This is a genomic window from Ruegeria sp. K11 (genome assembly GCF_056531905.1).
In genome coordinates this window covers 270340-284043 of record NZ_JBQFMP010000006.1, presented here as the reverse complement: position 1 = coordinate 284043, position 13704 = coordinate 270340, and the positions used below count along the sequence as shown (strand labels likewise).

Annotated in this window: 14 protein-coding genes and 1 pseudogene; 7 read left to right on the top strand and 8 right to left on the bottom strand. The window is 58.6% G+C overall.

Annotated elements, in window-relative coordinates; genetic code table 11:
* A pseudogene (locus ACR0K4_RS12275) lies at nucleotides 1-91 on the top strand (FAD binding domain-containing protein); the annotation flags it as partial.
* Between the two features lie 57 nt (nucleotides 92-148).
* On the opposite strand, the gene ACR0K4_RS12270 reads toward ACR0K4_RS12275, so the two are convergent.
* Nucleotides 149-1048: a MurR/RpiR family transcriptional regulator gene (locus ACR0K4_RS12270; RefSeq protein ID WP_480854190.1), complete on the bottom strand. Its 900-nt coding sequence runs from the start codon at nucleotides 1046-1048 to the stop codon at nucleotides 149-151.
* A 97-nt stretch (nucleotides 1049-1145) separates the two neighbouring features.
* On the opposite strand from ACR0K4_RS12270, the gene ACR0K4_RS12265 reads away from it, so the two are divergent.
* From ACR0K4_RS12265 to ACR0K4_RS12255, 3 genes are all read left to right on the top strand, one after another.
* Nucleotides 1146-1919: a beta-keto acid cleavage family enzyme gene (locus tag ACR0K4_RS12265; RefSeq protein ID WP_480854189.1), complete on the top strand. Its 774-nt coding sequence runs from the start codon at nucleotides 1146-1148 to the stop codon at nucleotides 1917-1919.
* Nucleotides 1916-3232: an aspartate aminotransferase family protein gene (locus ACR0K4_RS12260; protein ID WP_480854188.1), complete on the top strand. Its 1317-nt coding sequence runs from the start codon at nucleotides 1916-1918 to the stop codon at nucleotides 3230-3232. The genes ACR0K4_RS12265 and ACR0K4_RS12260 overlap by 4 nt, the downstream gene beginning before the upstream one ends.
* Before the next feature lie 79 nt (nucleotides 3233-3311).
* A complete protein-coding gene (locus tag ACR0K4_RS12255; protein ID WP_480854187.1) occupies nucleotides 3312-3701 on the top strand; it encodes a hypothetical protein in 390 nt (129 codons plus the stop codon).
* Between the two features lie 58 nt (nucleotides 3702-3759).
* On the opposite strand, the gene infC is transcribed toward ACR0K4_RS12255, so the two are convergent.
* The 6 genes from infC to ACR0K4_RS12225 form a co-directional block, all read right to left on the bottom strand.
* A complete protein-coding gene (infC, locus tag ACR0K4_RS12250) occupies nucleotides 3760-4221 on the bottom strand; it encodes a translation initiation factor IF-3 (RefSeq protein WP_480597495.1) in 462 nt (153 codons plus the stop codon).
* A gap of 235 nt (nucleotides 4222-4456) precedes the next feature.
* Nucleotides 4457-5290, bottom strand: coding sequence for a ferredoxin--NADP reductase (locus tag ACR0K4_RS12245; RefSeq protein WP_480854186.1), 834 nt, complete (start codon nucleotides 5288-5290; stop codon nucleotides 4457-4459).
* 106 nt (nucleotides 5291-5396) lie between these two features.
* Complete coding sequence (locus ACR0K4_RS12240; protein WP_480520133.1) at nucleotides 5397-5804, bottom strand: DUF934 domain-containing protein; 408 nt, start codon at nucleotides 5802-5804, stop codon at nucleotides 5397-5399.
* Nucleotides 5801-6562 (bottom strand): phosphoadenylyl-sulfate reductase, encoded by a 762-nt coding sequence (locus ACR0K4_RS12235; RefSeq protein ID WP_480520135.1) that lies wholly within the window; start codon nucleotides 6560-6562, stop codon nucleotides 5801-5803. Before ACR0K4_RS12235 ends, ACR0K4_RS12240 begins: the two co-directional genes overlap by 4 nt.
* On the bottom strand, nucleotides 6552-8216 hold the full coding sequence (locus ACR0K4_RS12230) for a nitrite/sulfite reductase (RefSeq protein ID WP_480854184.1): 1665 nt from the start codon (nucleotides 8214-8216) through the stop codon (nucleotides 6552-6554). The genes ACR0K4_RS12235 and ACR0K4_RS12230 overlap by 11 nt, the downstream gene beginning before the upstream one ends.
* Nucleotides 8217-8282: 66 nt before the next feature.
* Nucleotides 8283-8597 (bottom strand): DUF2849 domain-containing protein, encoded by a 315-nt coding sequence (locus tag ACR0K4_RS12225; RefSeq protein ID WP_480520139.1) that lies wholly within the window; start codon nucleotides 8595-8597, stop codon nucleotides 8283-8285.
* 290 nt (nucleotides 8598-8887) lie between these two features.
* Here ACR0K4_RS12225 and ACR0K4_RS12220 point away from each other — a divergent pair, with 290 nt between their 5' ends.
* Nucleotides 8888-9355 carry an Lrp/AsnC family transcriptional regulator gene (locus ACR0K4_RS12220; RefSeq protein WP_480520141.1) on the top strand — a complete coding sequence of 156 codons (468 nt, stop codon included), beginning with the start codon at nucleotides 8888-8890 and terminating at the stop codon, nucleotides 9353-9355.
* A 12-nt stretch (nucleotides 9356-9367) separates the two neighbouring features.
* On the opposite strand, the gene ACR0K4_RS12215 is transcribed toward ACR0K4_RS12220, so the two are convergent.
* The gene (locus tag ACR0K4_RS12215; RefSeq protein ID WP_480854198.1) at nucleotides 9368-10549 is read right to left on the bottom strand and encodes a cytochrome P450; all 1182 of its coding nucleotides are present in this window, start codon (nucleotides 10547-10549) and stop codon (nucleotides 9368-9370) included.
* A gap of 47 nt (nucleotides 10550-10596) precedes the next feature.
* Between ACR0K4_RS12215 and ACR0K4_RS12210 the strand changes: the two genes are divergently transcribed.
* Nucleotides 10597-12330: a sensor histidine kinase gene (locus tag ACR0K4_RS12210; RefSeq protein WP_480854183.1), complete on the top strand. Its 1734-nt coding sequence runs from the start codon at nucleotides 10597-10599 to the stop codon at nucleotides 12328-12330.
* On the top strand, nucleotides 12327-13556 hold the full coding sequence (locus ACR0K4_RS12205) for a sigma-54-dependent transcriptional regulator (RefSeq protein WP_480520145.1): 1230 nt from the start codon (nucleotides 12327-12329) through the stop codon (nucleotides 13554-13556). The genes ACR0K4_RS12210 and ACR0K4_RS12205 overlap by 4 nt, the downstream gene beginning before the upstream one ends.
* The last annotated feature ends 148 nt before the right edge of the window (nucleotides 13557-13704 follow it).

Genomic DNA, 13704 nt, shown 5'->3' with positions numbered 1-13704 from the left:
CAACATGATCGGTGATCTGCATGGCAGCAAGGACTATCGCGCACATCTGGTCAGCGTCATGACAAAACGCGCCGTCAACGCCTGTACCTGATACACCGCAAAACAAAGCGGAAAACACACATACCCCCCGGCACAAAACGCCGGGGGATTATGTGGGACGTACGCGAGGTGGTTTTGGGGGCTGCCAGTATGCGCCCGTGTCTTCCCGAGCCTTTTGATACTGTTCCACCCGATCCTGCGCGGTATGTCCGTCCGCGTTGAACAGATGGGCCAAGAGGCACTCAAGAACGACCATCGCGCCGGAGAAGCTGGTGAAGGCGTGGTGTGTGCGGGTGCTGATTGTCAAGCTGACGTCCGGTTTCAGGCCCGGTGCGATGACGTCACTGTCTGATATCAGCACCAGTTTCAAGCCACGATCCTGAGCAAAGCGCATGGATTTTATCGTGTCCGAGGAGTAGGGATGCACGGTAATTGCCAGCAGGCAATCGGTCTGATCCGCCTGCAGAAGATCATCCACAGCCGATCCCATATGGCGCGGAATCAGCTGCAGCCCCGGATGCGCCATTCGCCCCGCATAGTGAAAGTAATAGGCCAATGCATAGCTGGCGCGCGTGGCGGTGATGAAGCATCGGTTGGACCTGATCACAACGTCGATGGCCCGTTTTGCCGTCCTGGGATCCAGCAGCCGCATAGATCGGGTTGCCACGTTCAGTTCGTTTTGGACAAAGGTGGCGTGAGTGGCGTCAAAGCCGCCTTTGGCCTGCATTTGATCCAGCCAGTCCTGACCAAGCTGCGCTTCTCGGTCCGTGACCAGAATCTGCCGAAAAGGGATGCGGAAACTGTCGAAACTGTCGAACCCGAACCTTTGGGACAGGCGGACAAGAACGTTGGAGCTTACCCCGATTTTCTGTGCAGTTGTGCGGATCGGGTCCAGCCCGAAATCTCCGGGGTGGTCTATGATATATTTGGCCGCCGCCTGCATCTGAGGGGGCAGGGCATCAATTTCCCGGCGCAGATGCGCGGTGATCTGAGGTGCTGTCGATTGCATGAGCGTAGAAAAACATATGTTATGAAGAAATCAAATTGAAAACGATTTGTTTGCGCGTAAATCTGTTGCACACAGCAAGAGTATCGGGGTGACAGCGGTGCACCAAAAAACACTTGAAAGCCAGCAGCCTCCTTACGTGTTGGTTGCCCCAAATGGCGCGCGGCGCGGGGCGAAGGACCATCCGGCGATTCCTGTCACCGTGCCGGAACTTGTGGAGACTGCCAAAGCCTGTTCCGATGCCGGGGCTAACGGACTACACCTGCATGTTCGCGACAAGGCAGGGCGGCATTCACTGGATTCGGGACTGTATCTTGAGACGATCGCCGAACTGCGCCGCAAGGTTCCTGAGATCGATGTGCAGATCACCACCGAGGCCGCCGGTCTGTTTGATGTTCCTCAGCAACTGTTTTGCCTGAGATCGGTGAAGCCGGAATGGGCCTCGATCTCGGTTCGGGAAATCGCGCGGGATGAAGCACTGGCGCCGCAGGTCTATGCAGAATGTGCTGCGCAGGGGACACGGGTGCAGCATATCCTTTATGATCAATCTGATGCGGCGCTGTTGGATCATTGGCAGGATCGCGGGATTGTTCAGCCCGATCAACAGGAGCGGTTGCTGGTGTTGGGGCGGTATTCTTCCGGGCGGAACTCGGACCCGGGGGATTTGGATGTCTTTCTTCCTCAGCCATCGCGGTGGATGCTGTGTGCGTTTGGTAAACATGAACATGCGTGCCTGAGCTATGCGGCAGAAAACGGCGGAGATGTGCGGGTCGGGTTTGAAAATAGTATGGTGAATTCAAAAGGGCGTCTGTGGGCCGATAACGCAGCCTCGGTTGCAGCGCTGGTTGAATTGTTAAAAGGAAGCAGAAGATGAGTCATGTATTTCCGCGCCACACCAGGGCGGAATTGCCGGTCGCGGCGGCAGGGGACGGGTGCTATCTGATTGACGCCTCGGGCAATCGATATCTGGATTGCGGGGATGCGGCGGTTTCGTGCCTGGGTCATTCGAATGCTAAAGTTGCGCAAGCGGTCAAGGCGCAGGTCGACAAAATTGCGTTTGCGCATTCGGGGTTCATGACATCTGAACCGGCCGAGGCTTTGGCGGATTTGCTGATCCAGCATGCCCCGGGCGATCTTGAGCGGGTTTATTTCGTTTCGGGCGGGTCCGAGGCGACCGAAGCTGCGATCAAGCTGGCGCGGCAGTATTTCCTTGAAATCGGTCAACCCGAGCGGCGCCATGTCATCGCGCGGCGGCAGAGCTATCATGGCAATACGCTTGGGGCGTTGTCTGCTGGGGGGAACGCTTGGCGGCGGGCGCAATTTGCGCCGATGTTGATCGAGATGACCCATATAGCGCCCTGTTACGAGTATGCCGAAGGGCTCGAAGGCGAAAGCAGCTTTGACTATGGCCAGCGTGTTGCCAATGAACTCGAGACCGAGATCCTGCGCCTTGGTCCCGAGACCGTTATGGCATTCATGGCCGAACCTGTAGTTGGGGCTACATTGGGCGCCGTGCCTGCCGTTGACGGGTATTTCCGGCGGATTCGCGAGATTTGCGATCAGTATGGCGTGTTGCTGATTTTGGATGAGGTGATGTGCGGAATGGGACGCACCGGGCATTTGTTCGCGTGCGACCACGATCAGGTCGTGCCGGATATCCTATGTATCGCCAAGGGGTTGGGGGCCGGGTATCAGCCTGTCGGGGCGATGTTGTGCACCGGCCGGATTTATGATGCGATCCGGGATGGGTCGGGGTTTTTTCAGCATGGCCACACCTATATCGGTCATCCGGTGGCGACCGCAGCGGCGCTGGCCGTCGTGCAGGAATTGACCTCGCGCGAATTGCCACAACGGGCCGCCCAAATGGGGCGGCGGTTGCAGGCCTTGCTCGAGGCCCGTTTTGGTCAGCACCCCAACATTGGCGATATCCGGGGCCGCGGTTTGTTTCGAGGGCTCGAGCTGGTCGAGGACAGGGAAACAAAAACGCCGTTCGATCCATCACGCGGGATTGCCGGAAAGATCAAGAAAGCCGCCTTTGCCGAGGGGCTGATCTGTTATCCCATGGCGGGAACGCGGGATGGGCGCAACGGAGATCACATCCTTCTTGCGCCTCCGTTCATCATCGAAGAGGAACAGTTGCATGAGACGGTGGACAAGCTGGAACGCGCCATCGCCTCGGTGATCTGACAAGTCCGTGACCGCCCTTTTGACAGGAGCGTCAGGCGCTAGGATCACCGGACGAACGACCAACTGAAAGGCCAGGGCCATGCTCCTCGATATCTGGAACAGTTTTCGGAGATTGCCGCTGTGGGTTCAGATATGGGTGGCAGTGATCCTTGTGCCGGTCAACCTGATGCCACTGGCATTTTTGTCCCAGCCACAAGCGGGCCTGATCGCTTTTCTGGCCATAACCGGAATGGCGCTGAATCTTCCGATCATGATAGCGGCGCGGGGGATGTCTGGCGCGATGGCCTTGCCGCATATTCTGTGCTGGACGCCTTTGGTGATGATTGTAGTGCTTCTGCTTGTGGGTGCCGAAAACCTGTCTGGGGGCTATGTGCGATTTCTTTGGGTGCTGCTGGTGGTCGATGTCATCTCGTTGATGTTCGACGTTCGGGATGCAGCACAGTGGGTCCGGAATCGCCAGGCGAGCTGAAAACGAAAAAAGCCCCCTTGCTTACAAGAGGGCTTTGAAACGCTAAGCGCAGGTATTGTTACTTTTGTGGCAGCGGGCCGATCATCATGATCATCTGACGGCCTTCCATCTTGGGCATGTTTTCTACCTTGCCAAGTTCCTTGATGTCCTCGGCCACACGTTCCAGAAGTTCACGCCCGAGGTTCTGGTGCGCCATTTCGCGGCCCCGGAAACGCAGGGTAACCTTAACTTTGTCACCCTTTTCCAGAAACTTGAAGACGTTCTTCATCTTGACGTCATAGTCATGGGTATCGGTGTTGGGCCGGAACTTGACCTCTTTCACCTCGATGACTTTTTGCTTCTTGCGGGCTTCGCTTTCGCGCTTTTGCTGTTCGTACTTGAACTTGCCAAAATCCATGATCTTGCAGACCGGCGGGTTCGCGTTGGGCGAGATCTCGACAAGGTCGAGCCCGGCGTCGGCGGCAAGTTGCATGGCTTTGGCGGGATGAACCACCCCGACATTTTCGCCTTCGGCGCCAATCAGGCGAATTTCGGGGGCACGGATTCTGTCATTGACGCGCGGTCCGGTGTCTCTCTGCGGGGGCGCGTTGTGAGGTCTGCGGGCTATGGGTTCATTCCTTTGATGGTTGCAGAATTTCGAGCCCGGAATTTAGACCGGGCCGAACAGTGTTTCAAGCGCCAACAGTTGCGAAACCCGCGAAATTCGCAAGTTTCACAGCAGGTTTATACATTGGTTGTGATCCGAAAGGTTCGGTTCAACCTACAAATGCCTTTTCAATCACGAATTCCTTGGGTTCCGAATTCGCCCCTTCGCGCAAGCCGAATTCTTCAAGGATGGCCTTGATGTCGTGATTGAACGCCAGGCTGCCACAGACCATGGCACGGTCGGTTTCCGGCTTGATACCGCCTTCGATACCCAGATCGGCAAACACCGTGCCATCCTGCAGCAGAGTGGTGATGCGGCCCATCTTGGGGCTCTCTTCCCGCGTGGTGGTTGGGTAGTAGCGGATCTTGTCGGCGAAACCCTCACCGATCAGTTCGGCCAGCAATTCATCGTTGCGCACGTTTTCGATCAGCTCACGACCATAGTCCAACTCGGCCACATCGCGGCAGGTATGGGTGATGATCACCTCATCGTAGTCTTCGTAAGTCTGCGGTTCACGCAGCAGCGATGCAAAAGGGGCAAAGCCGGTACCGGTGGCAAAGAACCAGATGCGCTTGCCGGGCAGCAGCGCGTCATGGACCAGCGTGCCAACGGGCTTGGGGCGCAGGATGATCTGATCTCCGGGTTGGATGTGCTGCAATTTCGATGTCAGAGGGCCGTCCTGCACCTTGATCGAATAGAACTCCAGCTCTTCGTCCCATGATGGCGAGGCGATGGAATAGGCCCGCAGCAGGGGTTTGCCATTGTCGCCTAGCAGACCGATCATCACGAACTCGCCCGAGCGGAACCGCAGCGAAGCCGGGCGCGTGACCTTGAAAGAGAACAGACGGTCCGTCCAATGCTTGACGTCGGTGACGGTCTGGGCGTCGGGCAGAACGGGGGCCTTGACGGCGGTTGCTTCGGTCACGGGCTTCATCTCTGTCATCGTTATCACTGCCGGTTGGGTAAACCGACATCTCCGTTTAATCTTTGATCCAAGTCAGGAAAAGGGGCAGGTTGCCCCTAGGTTTCATTTTCCAGTGAATGTGACCCTAGCCGCGAAGCCGCGACTGATAATTGTGCGATTGCCAATCGGCTCGTGCCAGCCACTGATCTTCGGGCTGCCGGTTGGCCAATGCGTGATCGATCTCGACCTCGTCAAAACCGCTGCGGCGCGCCATGGCATATTGGTCAGCCAGCACATGCCCCTTGGCGCGCAAACGTCCCGTATAACCTTTCAGGCGCAGGATGCGCGCGATCGTAAAGCCGCGCCCATCCGCCGACGAGGGGAAATCCACGCGCACCATTCGGGCGCTGCCAAGACGGTCATACAACTCGTCCGGGTCTGTGTCCGAGGCCACATCCAGCGCGACCACATCATTGGCCGCATCTTCCAGCGTGACAAAGCCGTCGGTCCAGTCGTCGGGTGAAAAGCCATCATCCGTTACGATTACATTCATGTTCTCTCTCCGGCGCGCACCATTTTGCCATCGACAAAATGGATGCCGCATTCTTCCTTGTTCTGATCGCGCCAACGTCCTGCGCGCGGGTCTTCGCCTTCTTTGACCGGCGAGGTGCAGGGCGCGCAGCCGATCGAGGGGTAACCTTTGGCCACCAGCGGATGCCGGGGCAGGTTGTTTTCTATCATATAGGTGCGCACGTCTTCGGGCGCCCAATGGGCCAGCGGATTGACCTTGATCCGGCCGGTCCCGTCTTCGACCTCAAAGAAGTCAAGCGCGGCGCGGGTGCCTGCCTGAAACCGTTTGCGGCCCGTGATCCAGCCGCAATAGCCTGACAGCGCCTGTTGGAGCGGGAAGGTCTTGCGCAGGTTGCAGCAGGCGTCCGTATCCTGCAAGCGCAGTGCACCATAGGGGTCTTCGCGCTGAATATCTTCCTCGTCTGCGCGGATGATCCGGACGTTCTTCAAGCCCAAACGCTCGCTGACTTCCTGCTGGTATTCCAGCGTTTCCGTAAACAGCATCTGGGTGTCGATGAACAACACCGGGGTCATCTTGTCGACAACCGCAGCCATGTGCAGCAACACCACAGATTCCGCGCCAAAGCTGGACACCAAAGCGAGGTCGTCGATTTCTTCGATGGCCCCATGCATCACATCATGCGCACTGTGGTGCCGAAACCGGGCATTTAGCGCCTCGACCCTTTCGGTTAGTGCGCTGCGCTCTTTACCCAGTTCCGTCTGGATCAGGTCAAGCGGCATTCGCCTGCGCCTCGGGGTAGAGGGCTGCTTTGAACGGGGCCATGCCGACACGGCGATAGGTCTGCAGGAATTCCTCTTCGGCGCTTTCGCGTTGCTCCAGATAGGTGTCGACGATGCGCTCCACGGCGGGAACGATCTCGTCATAGGCAAAGCCGGGACCGGTACGGTCGCCAATGGCTGCAGTTTCGGTGCCGTCGCCGCCGAGTGTGATCTGGTAGTTCTCAACACCCGCGCGATCCAGACCAAGGATGCCGATGTGACCCACATGGTGGTGCCCACAAGCGTTGATGCAGCCCGAGATCTTGATCTTCAGGTGACCGATATCATGCTCCAGCTTCAGGTCTTCGAACCGGGTCGCGATTTCCTGCGCAACCGGGATCGAACGCGCCGTGGCCAGCGCGCAGTAATCCATGCCGGGGCAGGCGATGATGTCGCTGATCAGGCCGATATTGGCGGTGGCCAACTCGTATTCCTTCAGCTTGGCATGGATCGCGGGCAGGTCCGATTTGTGGACATGCGGCAGGATCACGTTCTGCTCATGGCTGATGCGCAGTTCGTCATAGGCGAACTCTTCGGCCAGATCGGCCATCACACGCATCTGTTCAGCCGTCGCATCGCCGGGCGTCGCGCCGTGTTTTTTTATCGAGATCGTCACGATCGCGTGGTCCGCGTTCTTGTGCGGTGCGATGTTGGTATCGACCCACGAGCGGAAAACCGGATCGTTGGTGTAGGCGCTTTCAAACGATGCAACCGAGCCTTTGCGGAAGGCAGGGGCGGCAAAGTGGCCCTTGATCTCATCCAGCAGCGCAATGTCGGCCCCTTTGAACTGCGGGCGGACCTGCAGGAAGCGTTCATTGACCTTGGCGCGGATGGCGTCGATGCCATGCTCGTGTACGGTGATCTTGATACGCGCTTTGTACTTGTTATCGCGGCGACCAATTTGGTTCCACACCGAAACGATGGCCTCAAGATAGGCCAGCAGGTCGTCAAAGGCGACGAACTCGGACAGTTCTTTGCCGATCATCGGGGTGCGGCCCAGACCACCTCCCACTATAACGCGGGCACCCAGAACACCGTCACGCTCGACCAGTTGCAGACCGATATCGTGTGCCCTGATCACGGCGCGGTCGTTTTCCGAACCGTTGATGGCGATCTTGAACTTACGCGGCATGAACTGGAATTCCGGATGATCGGTCGACCACTGGCGCAGCAGTTCGGCGTAGGGGCGCGGGTCGGCGACCTCATCCGCGGCGGCACCGGCGAAGTGGTCTGCGGTCACGTTGCGGATGGTGTTGCCGCTGGTCTGGATGGCGTGCATCCCAACCTCGGCCAGCGCGTCCAGCATATCCGGTACGTCGTTCAGCTTGGGCCAGTTATACTGGATGTTCTGACGGGTGGTGAAATGCCCATAGCCCTTGTCCCACTTTTCAGCCAGCAGAGCCAGCTGACGCATCTGTGCGCTGGACAGCGTGCCATAGGGAATCGCAACCCGCAGCATATACGCGTGCAGTTGCAGATACAGGCCATTCATCAGACGCAGCGGTTTGAATTCATCCTCGGTCAGTGAACCATCAATGCGGCGCTCGACCTGTGCCCGGAACTGCGCGTTGCGTTCTGCCAAAAATGCTGTGTCGAACTCGGAGTAGCGATACATGATTAGCTGTCCTTCGTTGCAGCCCCGAACCTTGGGGCCTTATATGGGGAGAGAAGAGGCCTGTGGTCAGGTCCGGGGCTGCGTTGCTGTTTCCTGCTTGCCGTGGGCATAGTTGGACGGCCCGGTGCGGCGGAAATCCTCGCGGAAATGGGTGGGTTCGGGGCCGTTCGCGCCGCTCACCGCATCGGCCAGATACGCGCCGACGATCTTGCTGGTCTGACGTTCCGCATCCAGCAGGCGCACTTGCGCGTGGGCCTCATCCGTGATCAGCTCGGCCTCGGACAATTCGCGCGACCAGCGATTGTCTTCGGTCAGATAGATGACATCGCCTTCAAGCAGATCATTGGCTGTCACGACTTTCGGAGTAAATGCACGCGCCATCAGAAACGCTCCTTGTTGAAATCACTGGCGGCCGTGTTCAGGGCCAATTGTTCTTGTAGGGTGCCGGCAAGACGCACAACTACGATCCGTCCACCAATGGCAGGCTGGGTATGAAGCCGGTGTGAATGTGGTCCGTTTTGCATCTTTGCGTCTTCTGCAGCATTGTTTGACTTAACACCCTATATAGGAAATATTCCCACTTATTCGCTATATGGGTGGCCAAATAAGGACGCCTGTTCTACTGAGATCGACAAGTGGAACATCTGTTCTGTCATAAAGGGATAATTGGAATGTCGGTGCGCATTGACGACACGGATCGGAAAATTCTAACCGAGCTTCAGCGGGACGCGAGCCAGTCGCTGGACGAAATCGCGGCTCGTGTGGGCAGTTCCAAGACACCGGTCTGGAATCGCATTCGGAAACTGAAGGGGGCCGGGATCATCGGTCAGCAGACCGTTTTGCTGGATGCCGAGGCGCTGGGTCTGGAGGCCACGTTCTTCGTTTTGATCCGCACGTCCGAACACGAAGCCGACTGGCAGCGCAAATTCCTGAAAGCGCTGCGCGACAGACCCGAGGTGCAGGAGGCGCACCGTCTGGCAGGCGATATCGACTATATTCTGAAAGTGCGCGTGCGGAATGCGCGGGCCTATGACAATTTCTACCAATCCCTGATTTCCGAAGTGCGGGTGCACAACGTGACTGCCCTGTTGTCGATGGAAGAGATCAAGTCGACCACCATGCTTCCGCTAAGCGCCTAGCCAAGCCAAAGCTCAGGTTTCGACCAACAGTTCGGTCAGGCCATGAAAGTGATAGCTGTTGGCGAACTCTGCCGGTTCGGCCAGCCGCAGTTTTGGACATCTCTGGAACAGGATCGGCAGCGCGATCCGCATCTCCAGCCGAGCCAGAGGCGCGCCGACACAAAAATGCAAACCGCCGCCAAAGCTGGAATTCGCGACGACCTTGCGATGCGGATCAAACCGGTTGGGGTCCTGCCAGATGTCGGGATCACGATTGGCGGCGCCCAACAGCAAAGCGACCTCATCGCCACGTTTGAATTGCGTGCCGAACAGTTCCACATCTTCGTACACATAGCGCGTGAACATATGCAGCGGGGGATCAAAGCGCAGAATCTCCTCAATCACGTTATCCAGAGTGTCGGAAGCCAGGACCTCAGCACCAAGACCGGTCTGCAACAGCATCCTGACGCCGTTGCCAAGGGCGTGGACTGTCGCCTCATGACCGGCGTTCAGCAGCAGTATGCAGGTTGTGATCAATTCGTCCTTCGACAGCTTGTCTCCGTCTTCCTCGGCGGCGATCAACCGGGTGATCAGATCGTCCCTTGGGTCTTGTCGCCGCTGTTCGATATAGCTGTCCAGAAACGCAGTGAATTCCAGCGCGGCTTGTGCAGCGGCGTCCTCGGTCCTTCGGGTGCGGCTCGCCTGATACATCGCGACCATGTCATGTGACCAGCGCAGCAGGTCAGGGGCCAGAGCCTCGGGCACGCCCAACAGGCGGCAAATCGTGATGACGGGCACCTGCGTGCAATAGGCATTCAGCAGATCGAACGGAGAATCGGGGAATTGCGCGATCAGGTCGTGACACAAATCGGTGATGGAAGGGGCCAGTTCGGCAATCGCGCGCGAGGTAAAAGCGCGCAGGACAAGGGCGCGCAATCGCGTGTGACGCGGCGGCTCAAGCTCCAGCATCGAATGTGCCTCGACCGCCAGCCATGGCGCAATATGGGCAGGGCCTGACTTGGCCAGCTCGGGCGGGATTTCGCGTCCAAGGCGGCGGTCGCGCAAAAGGGCGCTGACGGCGCTATATGATACCGCAGCGGGCATGTCATATTCGGACCAGCAAAACAAATCCCCGTGGCTTCGGGCCATGTCATAGAACGGGTATGGGTTCTGCACAAAATCCGGATCGGTGGGGGATTGGCTCAGCGTCTTCATGCCGTGCAGACTTGCCATGGCGCGTGTTGAATGCAAGACCCTTAGACATGCAACGCATTTGGATCATTCTGGGGTTTCTGTGCGCCGTCGGGCTTCTGACGGTCAGCGTCTGGACCTACGGGTACCGTCAGGCCCTGTCGCAACTGAGCGAAAAGGCCGAGGCCGATCTTGAACTGGCGGCTGACCGGCTGAGCACACAAATGCAGGTCTATCAGGAACTGGCGGTTCTGATGGCGGATCATCCGGTTCTGGGTGCGCTTGATACGGCGACGCAAAAACAAACGGCGCAGGCAATGCTGCTGGATGTCGCTGACAAAACTGCTGCGGTCAATATGATCTATCTGGATCGAACCGGGCGGATTTTGGCAGCGGCGCAGCCGGTTCCTGATCAGGACATGGCCGGACATCCAGCCTTTGCGCGCGCCCTGCAGGGAGCCCTGGGCAGCGCGCATGGCGTCGAGCCCGGCAGTGGCGACCGGATTTATACCTATGCAGCCCCGGCATTTGGTCCAGATGGTCAGGTCGAGGGCGCGGTGATGGTTGTGGCGGACGTGCAGGACGTCGAACAGACATGGCGGGGCAGCACCGAAGCGGTCTTCTTCGTGGATGCAGAGGGTATCGTCTTTATCTCGAACCGGTCAGACCTGTTGTTCTGGCAGCGTCAGCCCGGGCAACTGGGTCTGACACCGCCTGAAGGCGCTGAGGTCAATTTCACCTCGACCCTCGTCGGCGGGCATGAGCTGTGGCAACTGGACTGGGGGCGATACCTGCCGCGCCACGCGTTGCATCTGACGCTTGATCTGCCGGTGATCGACATGACGGCCGAGGTTCTGGTCGATGTGGCGCCCGCGCGTCGGTTGGCGGGGTTGCAGGCTGCATCAGTTGCGGCCATCTGCTTTGCGTTTGGAGCCTTGCTGTTCATGGCAACCGAGCGGCGACGCGCTCTGGCCGAGGCCAACGCTGTTCTGGAAAGCCGCGTCGAACAACGTACGCATGCCCTGACCGCTGCGAATGCGGCTCTGCGCCGCGAAGTGTCGGAACGCGAAGAAGCCGAAGCCGCCCTGAAAAAAGCGCAGGACGAACTGGTTCAGGCCGGAAAACTCAGCGCGCTTGGGCAGATGTCGGCCGGCATCAGTCATGAGTTGAACCAGCCGTTGATGGCCATTCAGCAATTTGCCGATAACGGCTCGGCCTTCATGCAGCGGGGCAAGACGGACCGGGCACGCGAGAATCTGGGCCGAATCTCGCAGATGGCCGCCCGGATGGCGCGGATCATCAAGAACCTGCGGGCCTTTGCGCGCAACGAAAGCGAACCGATGGGCAAGGTCGATCTGGTTCAGGTCATCAGCACGGCCGTCGAACTGACTGAGGCCCGCCTTAGGACAGATGCGGTCATTCTGGATTGGCAGCCCGATGCCACGCCGGTCTATGCCTGGGGGGGCGAGGTGCGTCTGGTTCAGGTCTTTGTGAACCTCATCAACAATGCCGCAGACGCGATGAGCGGGCAGGAGGACAGACGCATCTGGATCGAACTCAGCAAGGGCGACCGTCTGTCGGTGACGGTCAACGATATTGGTCCGGGCATCGAGGACCCGGAAAAACTCTTCGAACCGTTCTATACCACCAAGACCGTGGGGTCGTCCGAGGGGATGGGGTTGGGGTTGTCCATCTCATATGGCCTTGTTCAAAGCTTTGGGGGCCATATTCAGGGATCAAACACGCAAGATGGTGCCGTGTTCACCGTTGAGCTTGAGCATTACAAGGAAGAAGAGGCCGCATGATCCGCAAGGTTCTTCTGGTTGATGATGACGCCGCCGTGCGCGAAGCGCTGGCGCAGACGCTGGAACTGGCGGATTTTGAACCGCTCGTTGCGGGCTCTTTTGTCGCCGCAAAAGATCACATTCACCGGGATTTTGCAGGTGTCGTGATTTCGGACATTCGGATGCCGGGCCGCGACGGGTTTCATTTGTTAAGCTATGCTCGCGAGATGGATCCCGAGTTGCCCGTTATATTATTAACGGGAGAGGGCGATATTCCCATGGCGGTTCAGGCCATGGGGCAGGGGGCCTATGACTTTCTGGAAAAGCCCTGCGCCTCGGCCGATCTGCTTGAGGTGCTTGGCCGTGCTTTTGCCGACCGCGCCGACGTACTGGAGCAGCGCGCGCACAAACAAGAGCTGGAGCGCGGCGACCCGGCTGCCCGCATGCTCTTTGGTCTGTCTCAGCAAGCTGAAACCCTGCGCGCCCGCGTGCGCACAGTGGCCGCAACGCGCGCCGAGGTTCTGGTGACGGGCCCTGTGGGCAGTGGTATCTCGAAAGTGGCCGAGGTGGTTCATCTGATGTCGCCGGTCGGACAGGGTCCTTTCATCAAACGTCCCGCCTCGGGCTTGTCAGCAGATGACCTGAATACGGCCTGCTCTGATGCAGGCGGCGGCTCGCTGTTTCTGGACGAGGTTTCAGCGATGCCGGAAGCGACGCAATATGCCGCTTTGGAACTGATCGAGAAAGGTCAGGAGGCGCGCATCATTGCCGGGACAACCGCCGATCTGGCTGAGCTGGCACAGCAGGGGCGGTTTAACCCGGACTTGTTCTACCGGTTGGATGTCATGCAGGTGCGCATACCGTCTTTGGCGGAACGGCCCGAGGATATTCCGGTGATCTTTCGCCACTATGTTGCGCAGGCCGCCGAGCAGGCGGGAATCGCTCCGCCCGAAGTGACGTCTGAACACCTTGCCTCGCTTATGACGCAGGACTGGCCTGGTAATGCGCGATCATTGATGTCTGCGGCCATGCGCTTTGTTCTGGGCATGCCGGAGGAGGCGTCCGAGGCGACTGAGTTGGGTTTGGTGGAACACGTGGCTCGGGTCGAACGCTCGCTGCTTGTGGCCGCGTTGGGCCGTCACAACGGTAAGGCATCCGAAGCGGCCAAAGCGCTTAAGCTGCCGCGTAAGACTTTCTATGACAAGCTGGCGCGCTACAAGATCCGTCCGGAAGACTATCGGCGCTAAGGGGGCTCCCGCCGGTTTGACCTGCATTTCATGCAGCAAAAACCGTTGGGCGTGGCAGCCCGCTGACGCGGGCTGCGGCTGGAATGCGGAACTGGTGCGCGCGATTCGCCACGGATGATTCGAAACAGTGCGGAATTCCGCACAACTT